Source organism: Streptococcus australis (assembly GCF_047463015.1).
GTDB classification, from domain to species: Bacteria; Bacillota; Bacilli; order Lactobacillales; family Streptococcaceae; genus Streptococcus; species Streptococcus australis_F.
In genome coordinates, this window is sequence record NZ_JASHER010000007.1 from 43,992 (window position 1) to 69,190 (window position 25,199).

Sequence of the window (25,199 nt, forward strand, 5' to 3'; positions counted from 1 at the left end):
AGCAATCACTTCCTAGCCTTTATCTAATTACATACCTAAGATTGAGCGAGCCGTACGTTGAGAACCAACGAGGGCAATAATCAGTAAGATAGCTTGTACCAAACTACCAAACATAATCGCAAGTGATTGCAAGACTCCTGCACCATTTGAAACAGCTATTTTCCCAGCAGATTCAAACAAAGGAACAAGAGAAACAATCAGAAAAATAAGAACCCCTTGTACCGCATAGACCATAATATTTTTTAAATAGCCAATACCAATAGACTTCCATTCATCACTTAAAAATGTTGGAATCGTAAGAGGGGCAAATGGAATCATAAGGTAGAGTTGAATAAATCGAATAGATACCAAAAGATTAACCATGGCAGCACTTACTATCCGAACAAGCCAAATGAGGAGGGCGAAAAAGCCCACAATCATCCGGCCAATAAATCCTGACCCTTTTAATCCAGAGAGTGTATCATACTTTGCCCCACCGTGAGCCACAATCGAGGCCACTTGTTCAATGGCATGACTCGCAATCCCGATGATGGCTTCTACAATGACGGTAGTGTTGGTAATTACAACTGCGACCATAATATAACTAATCAGCATTGGCGCTATGGCTTCAAAGGTCATCGCTCCACCAGAGTTAGCAATTTTCTTTGCCATCTTCGAAAACTCTAAGATGAGAACAACTGATAAAATCGCAACTCCAAGAGGCTGCATGACACTTTTAGTAATACTTGACATATAAGTCCAAACGGTTGGATTATAGCTAGATAGAGATTTAATCAGATCTACCGTAGATTGTAAATCCACATTAAATCCTTCAAATAAATTTTCAGCTGATATTTTTTCAGATGCAAGGTAAACAAAGGGTGAGACTAAACTAAGATTCATGTCATTGTTCATCCTCCTAAATTGAAATCTGGGTTACAAAGGCTCCAGCAGCCCCTACCATAACACCACCGACAATTTCAAGAATGGCATTCCGAACACCTGGTCCACCATCTTTAATATTGGTTGCAAGGTTGACAATCCCTACAACAACGAGAAAGGCACCAACCGCAATCAATCCCTTCTGTAACAAAGACATAGCTTGTGCAAACATAGCACTTGCGTCTACTCCATAAACAAAACCTTTAAAATGCGTAATCATCTATTTCCTCTTTTCTATTTTTATTTTAAACTAGATTCAAAAGTTAGATCACGAATTCTAAGGCCGTCAAGATGATTTTCTTGTCTTTGATTCAAAGGATTGATCTGATAGTTCCACCACCGTTCATCGGTTTCTTGATTGGCTAGGTATTTCCAGTTTGGATGCTTAGTGGAATTGTACTTTTTGCTTTTAAAGACAGGCATATTGGCAATTCGAACCAGGCATTCATGTCGTTTCATATTTCCGACTTCATCAGGTGTCATTAAATCACGAGCAATCTTTTGATGAGAAAGGGATCCTGAACCTGTCTGGCCAAAGGAACGACTAGTATTTCGAACATCAATGGTTTGTTTACCGAGTAAGCCACTCATAAATTTAAAGGTATCTTCATCATTCCCACCTAAGTATACTAAGCTATCACAGTTCCCAAGAATGGTTTTCCAAGCTTCTTTTTCTTTATAGAGTCCTTGAAGTTGGGCAATATTTTGAAGAATGGGAACGAGACTCATATTACGAGAACGAACTGTTGAGGTTTGTTCAGCAAAATCTGGGATTTCTCCGATATTTGCGAATTCATCTAAGTAGACTCTCACATGAAGAGGTAATTGCCCCTTAAAATCAATATCTGCTTGTCTTGTTAGGGTTTGAAATACGGTTGAAAAAAAGAGGGCTGAAAGAAAGCGAAAGGTACTATCGTTATCTGGGATAACTAAGTAAACCATTGATTTTTCCTGGCCCCATGTCTTCATATCAAGAGTATCTCTTTTGGTCAAATCCATGACACTTTGAATATTGAAGAGGGCAAATTTAGCAGTGGTTACAGCTATAACAGAATCCAGAGTCTTATCCTTATAATTTTGAAAATCTGCCCAATTTCGCATGGTAAAATTTTCAGTTCCATACTTTTTAGCATAATTTTCAAATAGAATTTCTAAGACACTTTTTTCTTGATTTTCACCCTTGGATAAGTGTTTAATGAGTTTTGAGATTTCAGCAAAACTTGGATAACGCCCTCGTTTTTTTCGCTCTTCCACTTCTTTTTTTTGACGTTTCAACAAGTTTTGGTATTCCTTTTGACTCAAACGACTCTCTTCAATGAGCTGTTCTCTTGTTTTAGGTGGGTTATAGAAATCGACCAAGTAGGAGGCTAAAGCTCGTACCAAAGTCATAGAAGCTTCATCCCAAAATGGATCACTACGGGAGCCAGAGCCTTTGGTGTTATTGAAATAAACCGTCAGCATGCGATTCAAATCATTTTCTGTCTCTATATAGCGGAAAGGATTGAAGCCATCTGAGTTCTTCATATTGACTAAATCTAGCACCTTTACTTGGTAGCCATGTTCTAAAAAGAGTTTGCCTGTTTTTTCGGCCAAGTGATCTTTAGGATCCACTACAATATTAGAACTATTCATTTGAATCAGATTGGGTTTCACAAAGCGAAATGTCTTCCCACTTCCTGAACCTCCGATCACCGCAATATTCTTATTTCTATCATATTGAGGTGGTTTTTTATCTAATAATGTCAAACGAACATCTTGTGCTAAAATCGTATCATGAGAAAATTCCTTACCGTAAAAGAGCTTCTTTTCTTTTAGAGTTCCAAAACGGGCGCTCCCGTATTCTACCCCTTCTCGGTATTGTTTTTTACCAGTCTCTAGATAGAGATAAACTAGTAACATCATCACAAAGCCTAGTAGAAAAAAAGCACTTGATTTTCCAGTAAAGGAAACATTCCATGGCGACTGAAGAACTTCATCTTGACCTTCCATCAGAAGATGAGTCCATTTATCTAAGGTATTTCCAGTATAGGAATCATACAAAAGCGTCAAACGATGAAAAAGATAGCCTAGTAAGATACCTAACAGTGAGAATAGTAGGAATTTCTTTCCACTGTACATCATCTCACCATCTCTTTCTGTTTGACGGCCCCTTCTTGTCTAAAGGTAATTTGAGATTTAGCCTCATCAATTGCTTGGTCTAAAGACTTATCCATGGTAAAATCAGCTAATTTCTCCGGATCATTAACCATTTTTTCTAACAGATGGTCTAAATGATTGTCTAGAATTGAACGGTCTTTCGTGTAGAAATGCAGAGAATCCCCTTGCCAAGCGATGGCCAAAGGAATCTCTTCTTTTTCTAAAAAAGCTTTAAATTTCTCTATATCAATTGGTTTGTCTAAAAAATCTTTCTTCAGATTAATCGTATCAATCGAATAAGGAGATTGTAGCAATTCTTCTAATTTCTGCACTCCTACCTTATAGGCGGAATCCTGTGCTAAAGCCTGACGTCTAGACCATTCTAGAATCTTTAAGAGACTTTTTACAGTAAATAAAAGACTACGCTCAGCATATTGAACTGCCATTCGTTCCTGTTGTTCAGAGGACATCTGATGCCTCCTCCTTAACAAATAGCAGCTTTCCTTCTTTATAACGATAAGCTATCAATTTCTGACGTTGCTTAATCGACTTGACAACCTGCAGTAGATCTCTAGAATAAGATTCTCGAAGAGTAACTTCTACTGCTTTCCCATCAACGATACCAACACGTTTAAATTCAATGTAGTCTTTTTTGAGATGTCCTAAGCCCATACCAAAAGGAAAGTGATGAATCAATTGGATGGTACAACCACCTTTATTTCCCATTTGTTTCAAATCATACAAGTTTACTACCTTCATGATTAACTCCTTTATCTAGTTTGTCGCATCGTTTAAGTCTGGTAACGATAAACTCCGTGTCTGTTAGAAAATTCTCACACACGTCTTGTGCCAGTTGCCCTTCACAGGGAAATACTCTCAGTCCCTACTTACACAGGCACGCTAATCAAGACGGAGTGGATTCAATTTTCAAAGAACAGGTAGCTTTATTATAGATAAGAGTAGTTGAAATTTTTATCACATTTTTGGGGTTGTTGGAATAAAAAAAGCAACTCACTGCTTTACGAATGAGTTGCTTTTGTACTAAAATATTTGTTGCATAATTTCCCTAATGACCTGAACAGAGTTATCAAATGAGATATCTTTAGCATACTTAAATTGGCGTTGATAACGAATCCATAGCTCTTTCTGATAATCAGAAATTTCAATTCCTCTCACTTGTTCTTCCCAATTATAAATAGTATCTTTACTTTTACGTTTTTCTGCCGTATTCTCAAGTGCATTTTTTAATACTTCTAGATTAATCTCTTCTTTTCTAAGTTTATACAAGGTGAAAAGATCATATCGATCACGTGGGCGTGTCGAAGCTAATCCCCTACTGATGATTGTTTCTAACTTTTCAGCAAGTACAGTCTCTAGATTATATGTCCATATCTTGATACTTTCATTAGTAAAGATAGAAGTCATTGAATAAGTAATTTCTCTTGGTGTAATCTTATCACCAGTAGTAATATCAATAAAAACAACCTCCTTTAATGTATCAAAAGTTGCATTTAATTTTAATGAAAATCCTCCATATTCATCATCTTGGCGAATAGGTTCTAGCTTATCTACTGAAAATGAAAATCCATCAGTTTTAGAACAAAGAATCTCTTCAAAGATATGAATCAAATTTTCTCTGCTCATTTCGGTTCCCTTCAGAGTGACATCTAAATCCATTGTGGTTCGCTTATCTAGTCCAATCATTTGACCTATTAGATACCCTCCTTTTACAATGAAGGAATCTCTATAAGAACTAGTAGAAATCAGCTTTAATACTTGCTCAATTAAATAATGTTGTTGTACTTGTTGAGCTGGAATTCCCTTATCTTTTGAAATGTTTTTGATTTTTGCTTTAAAGCTATTCGCATTTGAAAACATTAAGATAGTACCTCCGTATAAGATTGTAACTTATCAGTTACTTTAAATAGCTGGGCATAATAAAATAATTTGTGTAAATGAATTTTATTTTGTTGAAAATATTTTTTAAACGCTGGTGCAATAATTTGAAGATCCACCTGATGAACTGGTCTTAGACATTCAACCAAAACTCGTTCAACTTCATAAACTTTAATAAATTGACCAGGAAGGCGCTCTATTTCAATAATTCCTTCACTATAGTGAGAGCGTAAAATAATAGGACATATATCTGCTTCCTTAATGTTTTTGGTATTCGTACCATAAGGAAAACTCATCGTCATATTAAAAGGGATAGTCAAAGATAAACCATGTAACCAAAGTGCTGTCTCCAAAGAAAAGATTCCCTTTGGAAATCGATACTGAAGGACAAACCACTCATCTAAATAAATATCAGGTAAGCGATATAACCCTTTTTCTTCAGCATCGATTTTTCCTTCTGCAACCATTTTTAATAAGGTTTTGTAGTGTAAATTTTCATCTATTACTTGTTTAAAAGTTAAAAAACCATACTGATTGAAAGAGTTCATCAGTTTCTCTCTTTTATCAACCATATCATTCTCCTTTCTTAGAAATAAAATGCTAACACCTACTATATATGTTAGCATTTTATTTCTTTAAAATCAATTCATTTAGTTTTTTTATTTCAAAATTGATCCATGCTTAAGACAGACCAGCTATTATTAAAGAAAAAATAAGACATAGACTGATAGGTTCCACACCAAATGTAGCCCCATACTGCCCCATAAGTCCGATTTGTAGCGCACAAGCCCTAAAAACATCCCAAGTGAAACATACAAACACCAAGCTAAAATGGTTCCTGGATGATGAGCTAAGGCAAATAAAATACTTGTCAAAGCAACTCGAATATCTAATTTTCTAACCAAGTTCCATAAAATTTCTCGATACAGAAATTCTTCAACCATACTCGCATTGATTAATAACAATAAAAATGAAAACCAAGGGACTTGATGTTGAAGGCCAATTAAGTTTGCTTGATTCGTAGTTCCTTGAGCATGGATTAGGCTAAAACATAGATTTATAATCAGTAGGCTAACGAATACAATACCAAGCCATTTCATCCTAGTTTTCATATTGACCTTGACAACTTGTTTTCGTTGACCATACATCCATAAAAAAGAAATGAGCGACGCACAATAGAGAATCTGTAGTATGGTTAACTCACTAATACAAAGCAATTTCAGTAAGTATAGGGATACCAATAAGACATTTACTTGTTGGAATATATAAACTGGAATTATTCTTTTCATAGTTACCTCCGAAATAAATCTTCATAATCTAAATCTAATACCTGCACAATCCTTTCTACCCATGGACTTTGAGGCATTCGTTGTTCCATCTTGTAGTGGCGTATCTTTTGATACAAACGATTCAATTCACTTGGATAGTGAAACTCTCCCGCAAACATTTTTCTGGTTAACTCAATCCAGCTGATATTCCTTTCAGCCAAAATAATGGACAAGTTCTCCCAAAATCGTTCAGCCATATTTCTTCTCCTTTAACTAGATAAATAATGTGTTTGTTCCATGTAAATCAATTGTTTCGTATCTCTTGGCAATAAAGCTCTAGCCTCCTCTAGATTCAGATTTGGATAAACTCTCTTATTTGAAACCGCAAGAGGAAGTCTGATAGTTAGTTCAGGATTTTTTAATATCATTTCAATGAAATCCGTTAATCTTAGATTGTCACGGTTCTTAAATCGTAATAAATTAGGAGATAAAAACTCAAAACAATCTGAAGAATAGCTCATCATCTCAATTAATTTGTCCTTTGTCATTTCAGAAATCGAATGACAAGATACCTCTATTCCGTAGTTTTGAAAGAAATCTAAAAGAAGTTGATTTCTATGGTTATTTTTACTTAGATAGAGATCAATCATGGGAGACCTCCCAAAGATTCGGTTGCATTTGATATTCTGAGACGATTAAGGAATCTAATAGGTCTGAGAAGTTAATTGATTTCTTGTCTTCATCATAGGCTTTTACAGTTACTTGGGTTGTAAGTATTCCCTCTTTTCCCTCGGCTCGATAGCCTTGTCCATATAAAATAAAAACGAGATTTTGATGATCATCTACAAAGGCATCAACCCCATTCTTTATGTCTTGACTTTCAAGGAATTCCATAACGTTTTGAAGATAGGACTCGTAAAATAGTGGGTAGTTGTGTTTTTTATGGTAATCATCTAAAAATGTTACTTCAAACTCACATGGATAATTGGGTATCAAAAATAATTGTTCATCCAGCTGTTTGATTTCTGCATCATGTAATTCTGTTTCTAATTCATCACAATCTAGTATTGATTCTTTATTTAATGCTTTCATCTTTTTCCTCTATTTCTTTTAATTTCTTTGCGATTGCGGCAATCACAGGAACGGTTACACTATTACCAGCTTGTTTATAGAGCTGACTATTACTAGAGACTTTTCTAGCAGCTTCAAAAGCCCAATCAGGAAAGCCCTGCAGGCGAAAACACTCTTTAGGAGTGATTCGTCGTATTCTCAAACGGTAAAATTGTCCATCTATTAATACACCGGCTACATGATAAACTTGTTTATCTTCTCCTTCATAACTAGCAACTACTACTCCCATTTGACCACTAGTTGTTAACGTATTCGCTATACCTTTTCCAACTCTACCACGACGATACTGAGAACTTGGTCTTTCCAAATTGATTGAATCTCCTATTTCTGCTTGAGCGTATCCTTTTTTCGTTGCTTCCCGGACTTTTAGAAATTGGATTGGTTCTGGAATCAGTATTTTGGGGATTTTATCTCCACCTTGCATCGTAGTCAGTGTTGGAGATAAGCCCTCACTTCCATAGACGCGACCAGTTTCCTTAAAGCTAGTTGGTAAATCTCCAACAACGACAATACCATGGCGATCCTGAGTATTTAAAGTAAACATTGGCTCTTGATTATCCTTGAAACGTCTACCATTTTGTCTTTTTTCCAATCTGTCTGGTGTCATACAAGGAATCGCAACTTTAAATCCTTCTCCTTTTCCACGAACTAAGGTTGGCGCAAGACCTTCTGAATAATAGACTTTACCACTCATTCCACTTCTTGATGGATTCAAATTTCCTAGTGCTTTCAAAGTCTCAGAGTTAGTTGCTTGACCTTCTCGTCTGAAAGGAAATAAGAGTCTGGTACCTTTCTTTCTAGAATGTCCGATAATAAACACCCTCTCTCTGTTTTGGGGAACGCCAAAATCCTTACTGTTAAGCACCTGCCACTCAACATCAAACCCCAACTCATCAAGTGTGGTAAGGATTGTGGTGAACGTCCGTCCCTTATCGTGATTGAGTAGGCCTTTAACATTTTCAAGAAAAAGAAAACGTGGTTGGATTTGTTTGGCCGCCCGAGCAATTTCAAAGAACAAAGTTCCTCTAGTATCTTCAAATCCCAATCGTCTTCCTGCGATTGAAAATGCTTGACAAGGGAATCCCCCACAGATGACATCGACTTTCCCTCTAAGTTTTTTAAATTCGTCATCTGAAACATCTCGTATGTCATGAAATTCAATTTCTCCTTCCGTTTGAAAAATGGACTTATAAGATTCTCTAGCAAATTTATCAATCTCACAAAATCCAATACACTCGTGTCCGACACTTTCCATTCCTAGTCGAAAACCACCGATACCTGAAAATAAATCAATAAATTTCATTTCTTTATCACCCCTTTCTGATCGACTATCAATGTCCAAAGAGTCACACCACTTGAAATGAAAATGAGCATAACTAATATCCACTCGATTGGTGACATTTAACCACCTCCTTTTCTAACACGGTTATTCCAAACGGAATATAGGCCATTAAACACAAATTCAGCAAGTACTTCCGCTCTTCTAACAAAGCGAACATTGTCAAGAGCATACTGATAGATTCTCTCAAAATCAGTCATAGCAATTTCACTGGCTGTTTCAGAAAAACCTTCTCGTCTAAATTGATCTTGTACCAATCCCCAAATATAATCTTGATCATATTTTGTGACCTTTTCTACTTTTCTTTTCAAGATAGGATGAGTATTCCTATCCTCCTCATCCTCAGTAAATAAAGAATCAGTCTCACTATATTTAGTCTCACTAACTTCAGTCTCACTAGGGGCTGAATATGAGACGGGGGCCGTTTCATTTTCAACCTGCCCTAGTCTTTTATTAACACTAGGCCTGTTTGAATTATCTACTGGGGTAGAAGATAATTCTCCTAAATAAATCTTATTAGCTAGTCTTCCTTTCTCACTTGAAGACTGTTGAACTTCATCAATTAAGTCATATTCTTTAAGAGTTTTTTTGATGGACAGTAATTTTGACTTCGAACAACCTAACAGCCTCATCAGTTTAGAATTAGAAAATACTAAAAAAACCGCGCCTTCTTCATCTATCCAACCACGATTGAGAGATAATTCTAAACGATCTTTTAAAATAGAATAAGCCACCTTTACTTCTAGTTTCATATCCATATATTTCTCATCCTCAAAAAGAATTTTAGGTAATTTATAATACCGTTCTGAAGTTTGGTATTGATTTGCGGTAATTCGTTTCATAGCGCTCCTCCAAGTTCTTTGAGTATTAAATCTCCACTTGATTCCAATCGAATCAAGCCACTTTTTTCTAATTCAGCCATAAGAGATATGGCTTCAACAATGTCAATTCCCATTTCACGTACTAAAAATGAAATGACAATATAGCGTGATGATTGTAATTCTTTTGTCATTTTCCCTCCAGAAAATAAAAAAAGGAGAACAATATTCAACTGTTCTCCAAAATAATTTTATTAAAAAGAAAAACCCTGCCAAATTAATTTTTGGTAGGGTTTTTGGCAGGAAACTAAATTAATTTATCAGTTTCTAAAATGTGTTCACGATTCTAAAAGGCTGATACTATAGTATTCCGAATTCTAATTGGTATATGCCTCTTATTTAAGAGTAACTGAAGCTCCAGCTTCTTCCAATTTAGCTTTGATTTCTTCAGCTTCAGCTGTAGCAACACCTTCTTTAACAAGTGCAGGTGCTCCATCAACAAGTTCTTTAGCTTCTTTAAGACCAAGACCAGTGATTTCACGCACAACTTTGATAACGCCGACTTTCTTGTCGCCTGCAGATGTCAATTCAACGTCGAATGAATCTTTAGCAGCACCAGCGTCAGCAGCACCAGCTGCAGCAACAGCTACAGGAGCAGCTGCAGTTACACCAAATTCTTCTTCGATAGCTTTTACAAGGTCGTTCAATTCAAGGATTGAAGCTTCTTTAATTTCAGCAATAATGTTTTCAATGTTCAATGCCATTGTTAGTTCCTCCAAATAAGTTTTAAATTTTTTATTTATATTCTTTTGTAGCTAGGCTACGCTGCGTAGCTTAAGATTAAGCTGCGTCTTCTTTGTTGTCTGCAACCGCTTTGACTGCAAGAGCAACGTTGCGCACTGGCGCTTGAAGTACAGAAAGGAGCATAGAAAGAAGTCCTTCGCGGTTTGGAAGAGTTGCAAGAGCAAGGATCTCTTCTTTAGATGCGACAGCGCCTTCAATTGCACCACCCTTGATTTCAAGTGCGTCAGCGTTTTTAGCAAAGTCGTTCAAGATTTTCGCTGGTGCGATAACATCTTCGTTAGAAAATGCTACTGCAGATGGTCCAACAAATACTGATGCCAATTCTTCAAGACCAGCTTTTTCAGCTGCACGACGTAAGATTGAGTTTTTAATAACTTTATACTCAACTTCGCTTCCACGAAGCTCACGACGAAGAACTGTATCTTGGTCAACTGTCAAACCACGAGCGTCAACAACGACGATTGATGCAGCAGCTTTCATTTTCTCAGCTACTACGTCAACTAGTTCCGCTTTCTTAGCAATAATTGCTTCACTCATTAGTGTGTTCACCTCCGTAATTATTTTGCTTGGGAAATTTTTCCAAAAAGAAAAACGCGCCCAAACCTAGACACGAAAGTACAATACGCTTCTTTTTACATGATACGTTTTGTCCTCGGTAGGATATTTATGAGTCTAGCTCCCCTACTGTCTTAGGCAGTTTTTTCAAACCGTTATTTAGTGTATCACATAAAAAAAAAGAATGCAAGTATTTTTGCAAACTTTTTTTAAAAAATATTTAATCTTTATAAATAGTCTTGGTACGATTGAGCCATGCATAGGCCAAGCCCATGAGCACTCCTCCTCCTACCCAGTTACCTACAAAAGTAACAGCGTAATGACGAAGAATATTGAAGAACTCCAAGTGAGGCAAATCTTTAGAAATAGAATTAAAGGTAGCCAGTGAGAAAGAAGCAAAGTTTGCCGCAATGTGTTCATTTGTAAGAAAGACAAACATATAAATAGCTGACAAAGCCATCAGAACTTTCGCTGTTTCATCTTTAAAGAAAAGGTAGGATAAGATCGCTATGTTAACGAAGATGTTGGCAATAACTCCTTCGAAAAAGACCAATTGATTCGAACGTTGGAGCTTCATCTCAACAACCGAGCCAAGGAAGCCTTTTGGATTAAGATTTGAAAATGCACTAGTCTGTGAAAAGAGGAAAGCCAGGAACAAAGCACCGACTAGGTTAAAGAATGTACAATAGAGTAAAATTTCTAAAGCTTTCTTCCAATTAATCTTCTTTAAATAAACACCAGCTGTAAGGTACATCATATTGGAAGTCGTTAGCTCACTATTTAAGAATAGTAAATAAACCAATCCCCACGCAAAAATAAATGGGAATAAGAAACGCCCAGAACCTGGCAAGAAGGTGTTAAGAAGGTCTGCCCCCACAACCCCTACTGCAGTACTCATTGTCAAAAACGCACCTGCAAACATAGAGCGAACGGCATAACGAGCTTTAGAAGCCGTATATAATTCTTCCTTCTTCTGACATGCTGCTTCTACCTTAAGAACAAAATTTGATTCTCCCATCTGAATCTCCTTATATATTGAATTTGTGAACTTCTTCATTATATCATAGAATGGAATTCCTGAAAAGGCTTTCAGAAAAATTTAAATAAAAATACTGGGTTCCACAACAAATATAAATAAAACGATTTAAAACGATGAAATAAAAAAACAGACTATGATAGTCTGTTTATAATTCAATTTAATTCATATATTATAAGAAACGATTCGCCCAAGCGATATCCAAGTTCAAGATTTCTTGGGTCGTATATTGTTGGCGATAAGGGTTGTAAACTGTCCCTTCATATCCACCATAAACACTTGGTGAATCATATTGAGTAAGATTGTAAGCTTCAATAATGTGGTTCAATTTTGCATAGTAACTAGTGTCAGTAGCATAAACACCCGTTAAAGCAGCTGTTGCATCCTGATAGCTTGTTGTATTGCTCTTCCAAGCTCCTGCAAAATGACCTTGTTTCAAAACTGCAACGTAGTCTTGTAATGATTCATAGTAGCTAGGGTATGAACGGAAAGCATCATTGATTGTATAGGCATTTCCATTACCATCATCTTCCCAAGTCTGCATCACTGCTGATTGACCTGCATAGCTCCCCTTAATACCAAAAAGGTTATAGTGTGGATACGATGACAAACCAGATTGACCTGATCCACTTTCTAAGATGGCTTGAGCAATCATAACAGATGCATAAAGATCATTTTCTTGACCAAGTTGACGAGCAGATTCACCGATTTGTGAGATGAAAGCTTCTGTTGGATCTGCGTATTGAGAATAAGCCTCGTCGTTAGCCCCAACATTCCCTACATGCTCACTCATGGCTGCCGCTACTGTTCCTACAGCAACCAGAGCCACTAATGATCCAATCAATTTCGATTTATTTAGTATTTTTTTCAATGTGATAATCTCCTAATGTTTTAATGAATAGTCTTTAAGATGATTATAGCACAGAAAAACCCTAAAATGTTGAGTTAAATATTACATTTTAATTACAATATCGAGATAAATCAAACAAATTAATAACAGTCAAGTAATAATACGATTTATTACGAAAAACTAAAATCAAAAATTGATTCCCAAGCTTCTTCTACTCCAGTTTTATTAACCGATGAAAAGATGATAAAGGTATCTGATTTATCAAAATCCAACTTCTTCTTAATCATGGATTCGTGCTTGTTCCATTTCCCTCTTGGAATTTTATCAGCTTTGGTCGCAACTAAGATAACAGGAATCTCGTAATATTTTAAAAACTCGTACATCTGGACATCATCTGCTGAGGGTTCATGACGAAGATCTACCAAGCTGACAACCGCTCTTAAATTTTCTCTCGTTGTCAGATATTCTTCAATCATCTTGCCCCATTTCTCGCGTTCTTTTTTGGAGACACGGGCATACCCATAGCCGGGTACATCGACAAAACGAAGTTTGTCATCGATATTGAAAAAGTTTAACAACTGTGTTTTTCCTGGTTTTCCAGATGTACGGGCCAAGTTCTTGCGATTTAGCATGGTATTTATAAAAGAAGACTTGCCGACATTTGATCGACCGGCAAGTGCAACTTCTGGGATATCATCTTGAGGATAATGGCTTTTATTAGCAGCACTCAAGAGGATATCCGCATTATGAGTATTTACTTTCATAGAATTTCTTTCTAGGCAGTTTCTAAAATTGGTTTTTCAGTTCCGTTAACTGCTTCTTTGGTGATCCGAACCATTTTGACGTCTTCTTGACTTGGAACTTCAAACATCACATCCAACATAGTTTCTTCGATGATGGAGCGTAGTCCGCGAGCACCAGTCTTGCGTTCAATGGCTTTACTTGCAATTTCTTCTAGCGCTTCGTCATCAAATTCTAATTCAACATCATCGAAGGATAAGAGAGCCTGATATTGTTTCACCAAGGCATTTCTTGGTTCTTTCAAAATACGAACCAAGTCATCCACTGTCAATTGCTCTAATGCAGCAAGAACTGGAAGACGACCGATTAACTCAGGAATAATACCGAATTTTTGGATATCTTCTGCAATGATTTCTTGCATGTAAGAGCTGGATTCATCAATGGCTTTGTTGTTTTGACCAAACCCAATAATCTTTTCACCTAGACGTTGTTTCACAATTTCTTCAATTCCATCAAAGGCTCCACCAACGATGAAAAGAATGTTTTTGGTGTCAACTTGGATCATCTCTTGTTGAGGATGCTTGCGTCCGCCTTGAGGTGGAACACTCGCTACAGTACCCTCGATGATCTTCAAGAGGGCTTGCTGTACCCCTTCACCAGATACATCACGAGTAATCGAGACGTTCTCACTCTTCTTGGCAATCTTATCGATTTCATCAACATAGATGATGCCTCGCTCAGCACGTTCGATATTGAAATCAGCTGCTTGCAAGAGCTTAAGAAGGATGTTCTCAACGTCTTCTCCGACGTAACCCGCTTCTGTCAAGGCTGTTGCATCGGCGATGGCAAATGGCACATTTAAACTCTTAGCAAGCGTTTGAGCTAAGAAAGTTTTTCCTGAACCTGTAGGACCGACCATCAAAATGTTTGATTTTTGTAGATCCACATCGTTGTCATCTTCACGATTTTCGTGGAAGTTAATCCGTTTGTAGTGATTGTAGACAGCTACTGCTAGTGCTCGTTTAGCACGATCTTGACCGATGACATAGTGGTTAAGGATATTGAGAAGTTCGATTGGTTTTGGAACCTCTGAAAGGTCTGCCAAGACTTCCTCAGCTAATTCTTCTCGAATGATTTCTTGAGCTAACTCAACACATTCATTACAGATAAAGGCATTGTTCCCAGCAATAATCTTCTGTACTTCGTCTTGGTTCTTACCACAAAACGAACAATAAACCATCATATCGTTTGATTGATTTGTAGGCATTTTCTTCTCCCGATTCTATAGTCTGTTTGTAATTTATTTAAATAAAGTCATATAAAAGGCGTGAATAGAATTCACAAGATTAGTAAAGGCATTTAATAAGAAGAGGGTGGCTAAGCCATAGCGCTTTTTCCGAAGAGTCTGGGAAGCACATACCAGGCAAATCACGCATAAAACTGCTGTAAAAAAGCCAAAGATACTACGTTCCATCAACTAGTCTTCCTTTCTTTCAAAATGTCTAATAGTAAAGTCGTAAGGGTTTTTTTCATCTTTTTCGAATGTCCGCTCGTCTAATAATTGAAACTGGTCCCACCGGAAATCTTCTGGGAAGTAGGTATCTCCTTCCAATTCGGCATCGATGACAGTCTGATAGAGCTCCTCTAGATGAGGCTCGAAAAGACGGATGACCTTCTCACCACCGATAATAAAGAGTGACAAATCCTGTCCCTTATACCAGTTTAAAACGTCTTCAACTGAGGTTTTTAGCAAAACCTTTTCATTCTCTACATCATACTTGTCATCTCTAGAGAGAATGATATTGGTCCGATTTGGGAGGACGCGTTTGTTTAAACCTTCGTAGGTAACTCTTCCCATGAGGATCGCATGGCCTGTAGTCGTTTGTTTAAAGTGCTGCAATTCAGCAGGTAAATGCCAAGGCATGACCTGATCTTTGCCGATCACTCCACTCTTCGTCTGAGCCCAAATGCCAATTACTTTCTTACTCATTTTTACATCCTTTATACTGATACTTCTATTTTATCAAATTTTTCAAGAAAAGACTGTTTCTAACTATTGCTTCCTTGAGCAAAACTTCCCATTTTTTCCCTCAAAAAAACCGCGATTTCTCGCGGTTTTAATGAGACAAATCCTAGATCTTAGTCTTCTTTTTTGCGTTTAGCAAGTCCGAATAATGAGAGACCTGTCAAGGCGCTAAGAATAGCAAGACCAGTTTTAGAAGTTTCCTCAGTACCAGTTTCAGGAAGAACTGCTGTTTCATCAGATGGATTGATAAATTTAGTTTCCTTAGTTTCTGGAACTGGTTTTGGATCTGGAGTTGGAACTGGATCTGGAGTTGGAACTGGATCTGGAGTCGGTGTTGGTGTTGGTGTAGGAACCGGAGTTGGTGTTGGTGTTGGAGTTGGTGTAGGAGTCGGTGTTGGTGTTGGTGTCACCGTCTTCTTGTAAATGTGTTGAGTATTACCGTTCTCATCTACAATTGTCTTAACAAACTCGTAACCTGGAATATCTTTCTTCGGTTGCTCACCATCTTCTGTTGGATAACCAGGAATTGGTTTTCCATTTTCATCTACGTGTGAAGTTGTAACTTTCTCGTAGACGTGCTCTGTATCACCATTAGGTAATTTCTTGGTTTCAACGAAATGGTAACCTGGAATTTCAGCTTTTGGCTCTTCTCCATCAACTGTAGGATATCCTGGGATTTCCTTACCTTCTTTATCAACAAACTTAGTGATTGGAAGAACAGTCGGTGTATAAGTTGCAGAAGCTTTTGTTCCGTTCACATCTTCACGAACTACTGTCACTGCTGGTGCAGTACCAGTAAATTCAGGTTCTGGAGTGAAAGTTACAGTTCCGTCTGCTGCTACTGTGTAAGTACCAACACCTGGAATCGTCTTCGTAGTTGAGCCATCTTCAAAGGTTGCTGGAACTTCGTCGTTCATTGGTACACGGCTGTCACCTTCGGTGAAGCTTGGTTTACCTGTTTGAGTAGCACCCTTCTTACCAATTGAAGTAACTGGTTCTCCTGTTGGTGCAACTGGAGTCACAGTTGGTGTGTAAGTAGCTGTAATTGGTGTACCGTTCTTATCAACACGTTTCACAGTTACGCCTGTACCTGTTCCTGTGAATGATTTTTCTGGTACGAAAGTAACAGTTCCATCTGGTGCTACTGTGTAAGTTCCTTCACCTGGAATAACTTTAGTAGTTGAACCATCTTCGAAGGTTGCTGGAACTTCATCATCCATTGGCACACTTGGGTTACCTGGTGTGAAGGTTGGTTTACCAGATTGTGTTTGACCTTGGATGTCTGTAGAAGTAGCAGGTTCAGCAGTTGGTGTTACAGGAGTTACAGTTGGTGTGTAGGTCGCAGAAGCTTTTGTTCCGTTCACATCTTCACGAACCACTGTCACTGCTGGTGCAGTTCCGACAAATGATTTCTCTGGTACGAAGGTTACTGTTCCATCTGGAGCTACAGTATAAGTACCAACACCTTCAACTGTCTTCGTAGTTGAGCCATCATCAAATGTTGCTGGAACTTCATCGTTCAATGGTACACGGCTGTCACCTTCAGTGAATTCAGGTTTACCTGTTTGAGTTGCACCTTGTACATCAGTAGATACTGCTGGAGTACCTGTTGGTGTTACCGGTGTTACAGTTGGTGTGTAAGTTGCAGTAACTGGAGTACCGTTCTTATCAACACGTTTCACAGTTACGCCTGTACCTGTTCCTGTGAATGATTTTTCTGGTACGAAGGTTACTGTTCCGTCTGGAGCAACTGTGTAAGTTCCTTCACCTGGAATGGTCTTCGTAGTTGATCCATCTTCAAAGGTTGCTGGTGTATCATCATCCATTGGGATTGCAGGGTTACCAGGTGTGAAGGTTGGTGTACCTGTTTGTGTTTTACCTTGGATGTCTGTAGATGTTACAGGCTCAGCTGTTGGTACGACTGGAGTAATCTTAGGTGTGTAGGTTGTTTCTACAGCTGTTGCGTTAGCGTCTTTAGCTTGAACCTTAACTGGAACGACTTCACCTGAGTAAGATTTATCAGTTGGTGTGAAAGTTACAACACCTGTTTCTTTATCGACTGTGAAAGTACCGATTTCTTTACCTTCCGGTGACTTAGCAACTACTGATTCTGCTGGTTGGCCGTTTTCATCAAGAAGGGTAATGGTATCTTTGTCGATTGGTGCAACTGGGTCACCTTCTGTGAAGGTTACAGTTCCAGTTTGAACCACACCTTGAGGTGCTTCTGATTCAGCTGGAGTTGCTGTAGGAGTTACTGGAGTTACAGTTGGTGTGTACTTAGCTGTAACTGGTGTACCATTCTTATCAACACGTTTCACAGTTACGCCTGTAGCTGTTCCTGTGAATGATTTTTCTGGTACGAAAGTAACAGTTCCATCTGGTGCTACTGTGTAAGTTCCTTCACCTTCAACTGTCTTAGTTGTTGATCCATCTTCAAAGGTTGCAGGTGTATCATCATCCATTGGGACATTTTCATTACCTGGTGTAAAGGTTGGTTTACCAGTTTGTGTTTGACCTTGTTTGTCAGTTGTAGTTGCATCTTCAGCTGTTGGTGTTACAGGAGTTACAGTTGGTGTGTAGGTTGCAGAAGCTTTTGTTCCGTTCTTATCTTCGCGAACAACTGTCACTGCTGGAGCAGTTCCGACGAATGATTTTTCTGGAACGAAAGTCACTGTTCCGTCTGCTGCTACTGTATAAGTACCAACACCTTCTACTGTCTTAGTTGTTGATCCATCGTCAAATGTTGCTGGAACGTCATCATTCATTGGTACACGGCTATCACCTTCAGTAAATACTGGTTTACCTGTTTGAGTAGCACCTTGAATGTCTGTTGTTTTAACTGGTGTTGCTGTCGGTTTAACAGGTGTAACTGTTGGTGTGTAGGTTGCAGAAGCTTTTGTTCCGTTCTTATCTTCGCGGACAACTGTCACTGCTGGTGCAGTTCCGACGAATGATTTTTCTGGAACGAAGGTTACTGTTCCGTCTGGTGCTACTGTGTAAGTACCAACACCTTCAACGGTCTTAGTTGTTGATCCGTCGTCGAATGTTGCTGGAACATCTTCGTTGATTGGTACACGGCTATCACCTGCAGTAAATTCAGGTTTACCTGTTTGAGTGGCACCTTGAATATCTGTTGTTTCTGCTGGTGTAGCAGTTGGTTTAACAGGAGTTACAGTTGGTGTGTAGGTTGCAGAAGCTTTTGTTCCGTTCTTATCTTCGCGGACAACTGTCACTGCTGGTGCAGTTCCGACGAATGATTTTTCTGGAACAAATGTTACTGTTCCGTCTGGTGCTACTGTGTAAGTACCAACACCTTCAACGGTCTTAGTGGTTGATCCATCGTCGAATGTTGCTGGAACATCCTCGTTGATTGGTACACGGCTATCACCTGCAGTAAATTCAGGTTTACCTGTTTGAGTGGCACCTTGAATATCTGTTGTTTCTGCTGGTGTAGCAGTTGGTTTAACTGGAGTTACAGTTGGTGTATAAGTTGCAGATGCTTTTGTTCCGTTCTTATCTTCGCGGACAACTGTCACTGCTGGTGCAGTTCCGACGAATGATTTTTCTGGTACAAATGTAACAGTGCCGTCTGGAGCTACTGTGTATGTACCAACACCTTCAACGGTCTTAGTTGTTGAACCGTCATCGAATGTTGCTGGAACATCTTCGTTGATTTCAACAGTCTTTTCAACGCCATCAACCGTTACAGTTCCACCCTTAAATTCAGGTTTACCTGTTTGAGTAGCACCTTGGATGTCTTTTGTTTCAGCTGGTGTTGCAGTTGGTGTTACTGGAACAATCTCTGGAGTGTAAGTTGTATCAACCTTGATTCCGTTTGAGCTTTCAGCTTGAACCTTAACAGGCGTTACTTTACCTGTGTAAGACTTATCAGTTGGTGTGAAGGTTACAGTTCCAGTTGCTGGGTCGATCGTGAATGTACCGATTGGTGTTGTTCCATCTTCCGCGTAAGCTGTTGTAGTTGAAACTTCGTTACCATCTTTATCCAAAAGTTTGTAGCTGTTATCTTTAATAGTGATTTCTTTGTCTTCACCATTTACAGAAACAGTTGTACCCGCAAAGGTTGGTTTACCTGTTTGAGTAGCACCTTGGATATCTTTAGATGTAGCTGGATCTGCTGTTGGCACAGCTGCTTTTACAGTAGGTGTGTAGCTTGCATCAGAAGTGATAGTTGCAGTTTTACCATTAGCATTTGTAACAGTCGCAGTTGCTTGGACTTTAACACCTTTAGCAGTTCCGACAAAGTCTTTCTCAGGAGTGAAGGTTACCGCACCTGTAGTAGGATCAATTGAATATGTTCCTTCACCTTCTACTGTCACAGTAGTTTCATCAGTAGGTTGACCAGTTGCTGGATCTACCAATTTCTTACTTGTGATTTTCGCAGTCTTGTCGTTGCTCAACTCAAATGTAGGAGTTTGAGTTTGTGGAACATTTTGGATATCCTCAGAAACCTTGTCTGTTGGAGTGATGGCAATTGGAGTTACAGTTGGAGTGTACTTAGCTGTAGCTGTCTTGATGTATTCCGCTTGAACCTTACCGTCTTTATTGCGACCAACTGGCGCTGACAATGTAACTTCCACACCTTTTGCAGTACCAGTGAAGCTAGGATCTGGAGTAAAGGTTACTTCGCCCGTTGTAGGATTGATCGTATATGTTCCTTCTCCATCTACTGTTACAGATGGCGCATCAGTAGAAAGTCCTGTTGCTGGATCTACTAACTTAGCAGGGTATTCTGCACTTGGAGTGACCGAAATCTTATCTCCATTTGCGTTAGTTTCAGTTGTGTTAAAGGTTGGTGTTTCTTTTTGAGTTGCACCTTGAACATCAGTCGATGTCTTGTCAACAGCTTCAATATCAATAGGAGTAACTGTTGGGATGTAAAGACCATCCATGGTATTCAATTGACCATCAATGTTTGGTTCTTGGTCTGGGAATTTTGTTGACCAACCAGTATCATAGCCATTATTATCTGAACGACGGATAGAAATACCATCTGCAGTTCCAAGGAAGTTATCTTCTGGGATAAACTCAACATCTACGTCTTTACCGTTGGCAGTTATCTTGTATTTCCCTTGACCTGGAACTACGTAATAACCATCCGCATCAAGGGTTGCACGATTGCCATCTTTATCAACGATGTATGGTTCTACAGTTTCGTCGATAACTGCCTGAGAGTTACGTTGATACTTGTGTTCTCCTCGTGCTGTAAAGGCTACAGTTGCTGTTTGTTTGGCACCTTGAGGGCCAGAAGTTTCCTTGAATTCCCCTTTTGGTGGGTGGGTGATTTGAGTCTTGAAGTCTTCCACTTCCCCTGAGAAAGCCATACCCGTTGGGCTTTCAATCTCAGTTGCTTTCTTAGCAATCCGGACACGAGCACCTAATTCGTTGATACTTGGATCAATAAAAGTCTTACTGTTTGCGAAGGTCAACTCAACAGTGCCATCTTGTGTGATTGTAGCGAGATTTGAGCGTTCATCCTCATCGAATTTACCATTTTGGTTAAAGTCTACCCAACCATAGATATTTGCTTCTGAAGCTCCATCCAAATGGGCTTGAACTGACATTTTGTAGTTCCCTGGGCGTGTACGATCCATCTTGATCATCTCATTGGTTGTCCCTTTGAGTTCATCTGGAAGTAATTGGTCAATTCCTTCATCGGCCGTAGTTGCCTTATCATCACCGAACCAGTCAAGAGTCGTGTTTTCATCCATATCAGGACTCACGTTACCAAGATACGGTTGATTTACTTTAGCTCCAGTAACACCGTCAACAGTTGCAATGGTATGGACTGCTTTACCATATGACTCAGGAGCATCCCCTTCATCAAGTGGGAAGAACCCTAGCATAGCAGACTGTTTACCACCCGAAGCGATGTAAAGTCCCACTTCAGATGCTCCACGCGTCATAACAAGGGGAACAGAGGAAACGCCTGCAGAAATATTTGGCCCAAAGACACCAGTCCCAAGACCACCAGTTACTTGGTCAGGGTTTCCAAAATACTTCCAAGCGACTGGTTTCTTATCTGGGCCAACTAAAGTAGACCCGCGAAGTTGGTTAAGGTTAATTCCGTAGAATGATTTACCATTAATAGTAGTAGTAGGGTTAGGGCCAAAAAGATTATCCGTATCTTGTATCATGTACGGTACACTATCTCTTTTATAATCTTTTTTCCATTCTCCAAGATGTTGCCAACCTTCTCCGTTGGTAGTGAACATAACAAATTCACCAGGGTTGGCAGACTCTCCATCAGCCATAACAATAGCTGGCTTAACTGTCTTACCACGGAAGGTTGCAGAGATTTCAAACTGAACTCCGATATTTCCACCATTTATCGCTGAAGCAATGGTTGTCTTCTTGGCTTTGGTATCAATTCCTTCATGTCTAATTTCGGTATAACCATTTTGAGGCTCTGCGGTAATCATGGCCTCATCACCGTTATTGAAATGTAACTTAGAAGTAGGTGAACTTGAATTATTGACAAAACCGTTTCGAGCATTTGGATCATAGGTTGCTTTTTCTGCGTCAGTAGCTCCTTGGCTTTCTAGTCGCTTCTTATAGATTTCTGTTGCTTGGAAGGGTTTCAAAGACTTAACTTTGATGGTTACCACATATCCAGGCATGATTTCCTTAGTATAGGTAGCCCCAACTTGAAGAGCCATTTTCTCTTGTAAGTTTTCAGTTGGTTTAGTTTCGGCGGCAGGTACTAATGTCGTAGTGGTTCCTGTCCAGTTGGCTACATCTCCAAAGTCCAACCATGTAATCTGGCTAGTCAAAGATTTTGCGTCAAGGTCTGTTGTATATCCTGGTTTTTCAACCTTTGGAGTTGATGTTGCGTCTTCAACGTCATCCCCAATCAAACTTGGATCATTTGCGTCACCGAGAGCACGACGAGTACGGCGTTTGCCAGAAGTTTCTGCTGTTACAGCAGGAGTTTCAGTTGCTGGTGCTTCCACACCTGCAGCCACTTCTTCTTTCTTATCTGTTGCAGCTGCTTCAGTTGCCTTGTTGTTAGGGTTTGTTGAAGCTTCTGCTGCTGCAGGAGTTGCTACAGCCGCCTTATCTTCAGTAGTAGCTGTAGTTGTTGGTTCAGTAGTTGTTACTGGTGTTGCACTTGTAGCAGTTACTGGTGCTTCAGCATTATAAGTTGTAGCTGCAGTTGTAGTTGAAGTTGAAGCTTCACTTGTTGTAGTGGGTGCTTCAGTTGTCGTAGAAGCAGCAGCTTCTGTTGTTGTAGCAGGTTGAGCCCCTTCTTCTGTTGCCTTTGCAACAGTTGCTGGGTTCTCTGCGTTTTCTTCGGCTGCTACGCTAGACGCTGTACCAACCATAACGAGTGTTCCTAAAAGGACAGAGCAAACTCCGACATTCAATTTACGAATCGAAAATCTGCTAATGCGATCATTAAATAAATCTTTGCCCATATTTTCCTCCATAATTTTTTACATTTAATAAGCTAATTTATTGGCCTATATTTTAAACCTTATATATTCTATCAGATTAGTTAAAAATATCAAAGTGAAATGACTCAAAAAACTAATCATTTTTAAAATTTTTGATGATATTACTAAACATTAAATTTAAATAATGGGAAGTATGGTTCATTTTTATGAAAAAACTTAAACTTTCTTCCTATTTATTTAGCGATTTTTTGTTTAAAGCCTAAATAGCCAAATCAAACTTCAATTGAGGTTTGACTGGATCATAATCTTCCAAAAAAAAGTCCTCGGCTTTAATCTCAAAGAAATTGGTGCCATCTGGTACGTTCAATACCAAACGAGGCTGGCAATCAGATGGCTCGCGCCGAAGTAATTCTTCTGCCTGTTCGAATTGGTTATCATAGATGTGGAGGTTGTTAATAAAGTAAAAGAACTTGCCAACCTTCCAGCCAAAGTGCTTGGCAATCATCATTTGAAGAGCCACGTATTGCATGGCATTGATATGGTGCGCTACCAACATGTCATTCGAACGTTGAGTCAAGGTCGCATCCAGATAGATTTCCCCATCGACACGACGTACATCAAACATGGTTTGAAAAGCACAAGGTAAGAGTCCTTCGCTCTCCTCAAAGGCTTGGTAGTCCCATAGAGAAATGATATTGCGACGATTCCAGGGATTGGCTTCCAGCTGTTTGAGAATTTTGTTGATGATGTCGTGCTTTTTAACGACAGCACCATAACGCTCTCCAATCGTTCCCGTATCCCCAACTTCCCAGTCATTCCAATAATGAACTTGGTACTTGTTATTTAGGAGTTCCAGACTATTGGACTGGTCCTGGTAGATCCAGAGCATCTCATTGATGGCTGACTTGATGGCGATAGGACGAAGGGTCGTAATAGGGAACTCGCCCTTGGCCAGATCAAACTCCATAAAAGCCCCAGTGATGTACTTGGAATTAGCCGTTCTGCCGTCCTTGTACTTAGGCCGAGCCTGCTCAGACCAGACGCCTTCTTCCATAATTTTACGAATATTCTCTTTAAAAAGGATATCTGCTTGTGTCATTAAACCTCCTTAGATACTTTAATACCTACATTATAACACAGGATAAATAAAAAGAGTTCTAAATAATTCAATTTAAAACTCTTTCTGTATGATTCTATTGTAGGACAAGTGATGCAGCTCCAATCACACCTGCATCATTTCCAAGATTAGCAAGTACCAGTTGGGTTGAGGTCCGAACTTGTGGGAAGGTATTTTCATCAAAGACCTTTTGAACCCCATCCAAGAGGAATTGACCGGCTGCTGATACACCACCACCAATGACAATGTTGGCTGGGTTCAAAACACTAGCGATGTTGGCACAAGCAATCCCCAAGTATTGAGAGAAATGACGGTAGACAATCAAGGCCAACTCATCTCCATCTTTAGCAAGATCAAAGACTGTCTTAGCCGTGACATCTTCTCCATCGTCAATCAAGCGTTTCAACTCTGCATCTCCTGCATATTCATCTGCATAACGACGAGTCAAATTGACAATCCCGGTCGCTGAAGCCACTGTTTCCAAGCAACCTTTCTTACCACAGGTACAATCAAATGGACGATCAAAGTCTACTGTGATATGGCCAAGCTCACCAGCTACACCACCAGCACCGTGCAAGAGTTTTCCTTCTGCTACAATACCCCCGCCAACACCAGTTCCAAGTGTCATGAAGACGACATCCGGTTGGTTTTCACCAGCACCTTTCCAACGTTCCCCAAGGGCAGCTACGTTGGCATCATTATCGATGAAGAAAGGAATTCCCAAGGCAGATTCAATATCTTTCTTGATAGGCTGTACAGTTTTCCAGTTAAGGTTGTAAGCTCCAACGACAGTTCCTTCGAAGCGATCCACTGCACCAGGAGATCCCATCCCAATTCCAATAAAATCTTCTGCGGATAAGTTTAACAACTCCAAGTGGTGTTGAATGGAAGCGATGATATCAGGAACGATGTGGCTTCCTTCGTCAAGGATGTTGGTCTTGATAGACCACTTCTCTTGAATCTCTCCTTCTTGCGTCAAAATGGCAAATTTAACAGATGTTCCACCTAAGTCAATACCAATAATTTTTTTGGACATTTTATACTCCTTTGTTCCTATTCTCTTGACACTAGTATACCAAAATGTGAAAAGGGTTTCAATTGTTTTTCAAGAATTCTCTCAATTTCATTTGCAAAAAAAGAACCTGT

At 39.1% G+C, this 25,199-nt stretch carries 24 protein-coding genes and 1 other annotated feature; all 24 genes read right to left on the reverse strand.

From position 1 onward, the window contains the following. Positions 1-27: 27 nt before the first annotated feature. The 24 genes from QM873_RS07395 to QM873_RS07510 all read right to left on the reverse strand — a co-directional run bounded on the left by QM873_RS07395 (position 28) and on the right by QM873_RS07510 (position 25,089). Entirely contained in the window at positions 28-882 is an 855-nt protein-coding gene (locus tag QM873_RS07395; protein ID WP_049512298.1) for a hypothetical protein, read from the reverse strand. A gap of 16 nt (positions 883-898) precedes the next feature. Beyond that, positions 899-1,141 carry a hypothetical protein gene (locus QM873_RS07400; RefSeq protein WP_000627865.1) on the reverse strand — a complete coding sequence of 81 codons (243 nt, stop codon included), beginning with the start codon at positions 1,139-1,141 and terminating at the stop codon, positions 899-901. Between the two features lie 20 nt (positions 1,142-1,161). Continuing rightward, entirely contained in the window at positions 1,162-3,039 is a 1,878-nt protein-coding gene (locus tag QM873_RS07405) for a VirD4-like conjugal transfer protein, CD1115 family (RefSeq protein WP_414279118.1), read from the reverse strand. Further along, complete coding sequence (locus QM873_RS07410) at positions 3,039-3,527, reverse strand: hypothetical protein (RefSeq protein ID WP_049474493.1); 489 nt, start codon at positions 3,525-3,527, stop codon at positions 3,039-3,041. Before QM873_RS07410 ends, QM873_RS07405 begins: the two co-directional genes overlap by 1 nt. Next, the gene (locus QM873_RS07415; RefSeq protein ID WP_049474495.1) at positions 3,517-3,816 is read right to left on the reverse strand and encodes a hypothetical protein; all 300 of its coding nucleotides are present in this window, start codon (positions 3,814-3,816) and stop codon (positions 3,517-3,519) included. The genes QM873_RS07410 and QM873_RS07415 overlap by 11 nt, the downstream gene beginning before the upstream one ends. A 282-nt stretch (positions 3,817-4,098) precedes the next feature. After that, complete coding sequence (locus QM873_RS07420; RefSeq protein WP_000492399.1) at positions 4,099-4,935, reverse strand: nucleotidyl transferase AbiEii/AbiGii toxin family protein; 837 nt, start codon at positions 4,933-4,935, stop codon at positions 4,099-4,101. Continuing rightward, positions 4,935-5,525, reverse strand: coding sequence for a type IV toxin-antitoxin system AbiEi family antitoxin domain-containing protein (locus QM873_RS07425; protein ID WP_000227919.1), 591 nt, complete (start codon positions 5,523-5,525; stop codon positions 4,935-4,937). The genes QM873_RS07420 and QM873_RS07425 overlap by 1 nt, the downstream gene beginning before the upstream one ends. A gap of 129 nt (positions 5,526-5,654) precedes the next feature. Beyond that, positions 5,655-6,242: a CPBP family intramembrane glutamic endopeptidase gene (locus QM873_RS07430; RefSeq protein ID WP_049512264.1), complete on the reverse strand. Its 588-nt coding sequence runs from the start codon at positions 6,240-6,242 to the stop codon at positions 5,655-5,657. Between the two features lie 2 nt (positions 6,243-6,244). Then, positions 6,245-6,478, reverse strand: a complete 234-nt coding sequence (locus tag QM873_RS07435; RefSeq protein ID WP_000840776.1) for a hypothetical protein — start codon at positions 6,476-6,478, stop codon at positions 6,245-6,247. Positions 6,479-6,490: 12 nt separating this feature from the next. Beyond that, on the reverse strand, positions 6,491-6,871 hold the full coding sequence (locus tag QM873_RS07440; RefSeq protein WP_022524954.1) for a thioredoxin domain-containing protein: 381 nt from the start codon (positions 6,869-6,871) through the stop codon (positions 6,491-6,493). After that, the gene (locus tag QM873_RS07445; RefSeq protein WP_049512260.1) at positions 6,864-7,313 is read right to left on the reverse strand and encodes a hypothetical protein; all 450 of its coding nucleotides are present in this window, start codon (positions 7,311-7,313) and stop codon (positions 6,864-6,866) included. The genes QM873_RS07440 and QM873_RS07445 overlap by 8 nt, the downstream gene beginning before the upstream one ends. Beyond that, positions 7,297-8,655 carry a DNA (cytosine-5-)-methyltransferase gene (dcm, locus tag QM873_RS07450; RefSeq protein WP_414279086.1) on the reverse strand — a complete coding sequence of 453 codons (1,359 nt, stop codon included), beginning with the start codon at positions 8,653-8,655 and terminating at the stop codon, positions 7,297-7,299. The genes QM873_RS07445 and dcm overlap by 17 nt, the downstream gene beginning before the upstream one ends. 98 nt (positions 8,656-8,753) lie before the next feature. Continuing rightward, positions 8,754-9,533 (reverse strand): replication initiator protein A, encoded by a 780-nt coding sequence (locus QM873_RS07455; protein WP_414279087.1) that lies wholly within the window; start codon positions 9,531-9,533, stop codon positions 8,754-8,756. Then, positions 9,530-9,703 (reverse strand): hypothetical protein, encoded by a 174-nt coding sequence (locus QM873_RS07460; RefSeq protein WP_261813734.1) that lies wholly within the window; start codon positions 9,701-9,703, stop codon positions 9,530-9,532. Before QM873_RS07460 ends, QM873_RS07455 begins: the two co-directional genes overlap by 4 nt. A 201-nt stretch (positions 9,704-9,904) precedes the next feature. Beyond that, positions 9,905-10,273 carry a 50S ribosomal protein L7/L12 gene (gene rplL, locus QM873_RS07465; protein WP_001196965.1) on the reverse strand — a complete coding sequence of 123 codons (369 nt, stop codon included), beginning with the start codon at positions 10,271-10,273 and terminating at the stop codon, positions 9,905-9,907. Between the two features lie 76 nt (positions 10,274-10,349). Continuing rightward, positions 10,350-10,850: a 50S ribosomal protein L10 gene (rplJ, locus tag QM873_RS07470; protein ID WP_414279088.1), complete on the reverse strand. Its 501-nt coding sequence runs from the start codon at positions 10,848-10,850 to the stop codon at positions 10,350-10,352. Between the two features lie 39 nt (positions 10,851-10,889). After that, positions 10,890-11,025, reverse strand: a sequence feature (ribosomal protein L10 leader region). Positions 11,026-11,088: 63 nt separating this feature from the next. Beyond that, entirely contained in the window at positions 11,089-11,886 is a 798-nt protein-coding gene (locus QM873_RS07475; RefSeq protein ID WP_313965710.1) for a formate/nitrite transporter family protein, read from the reverse strand. Between the two features lie 190 nt (positions 11,887-12,076). Beyond that, positions 12,077-12,775 carry a glucosaminidase domain-containing protein gene (locus QM873_RS07480; RefSeq protein ID WP_117744283.1) on the reverse strand — a complete coding sequence of 233 codons (699 nt, stop codon included), beginning with the start codon at positions 12,773-12,775 and terminating at the stop codon, positions 12,077-12,079. 149 nt (positions 12,776-12,924) lie between these two features. Further along, positions 12,925-13,518: a ribosome biogenesis GTP-binding protein YihA/YsxC gene (gene yihA, locus QM873_RS07485; RefSeq protein WP_414279089.1), complete on the reverse strand. Its 594-nt coding sequence runs from the start codon at positions 13,516-13,518 to the stop codon at positions 12,925-12,927. A gap of 11 nt (positions 13,519-13,529) precedes the next feature. After that, complete coding sequence (clpX, locus tag QM873_RS07490) at positions 13,530-14,762, reverse strand: ATP-dependent Clp protease ATP-binding subunit ClpX (protein ID WP_023023314.1); 1,233 nt, start codon at positions 14,760-14,762, stop codon at positions 13,530-13,532. A 210-nt stretch (positions 14,763-14,972) separates the two neighbouring features. Then, positions 14,973-15,485: a dihydrofolate reductase gene (locus tag QM873_RS07495; protein ID WP_023023315.1), complete on the reverse strand. Its 513-nt coding sequence runs from the start codon at positions 15,483-15,485 to the stop codon at positions 14,973-14,975. Between the two features lie 149 nt (positions 15,486-15,634). Beyond that, complete coding sequence (locus QM873_RS07500) at positions 15,635-22,957, reverse strand: CshA/CshB family fibrillar adhesin-related protein (protein ID WP_414279090.1); 7,323 nt, start codon at positions 22,955-22,957, stop codon at positions 15,635-15,637. Between the two features lie 238 nt (positions 22,958-23,195). Continuing rightward, complete coding sequence (locus tag QM873_RS07505) at positions 23,196-24,035, reverse strand: thymidylate synthase (protein WP_414279091.1); 840 nt, start codon at positions 24,033-24,035, stop codon at positions 23,196-23,198. Positions 24,036-24,129: 94 nt separating this feature from the next. Continuing rightward, positions 24,130-25,089: an ROK family glucokinase gene (locus QM873_RS07510; RefSeq protein WP_414279092.1), complete on the reverse strand. Its 960-nt coding sequence runs from the start codon at positions 25,087-25,089 to the stop codon at positions 24,130-24,132. Positions 25,090-25,199 lie beyond the last annotated feature (110 nt).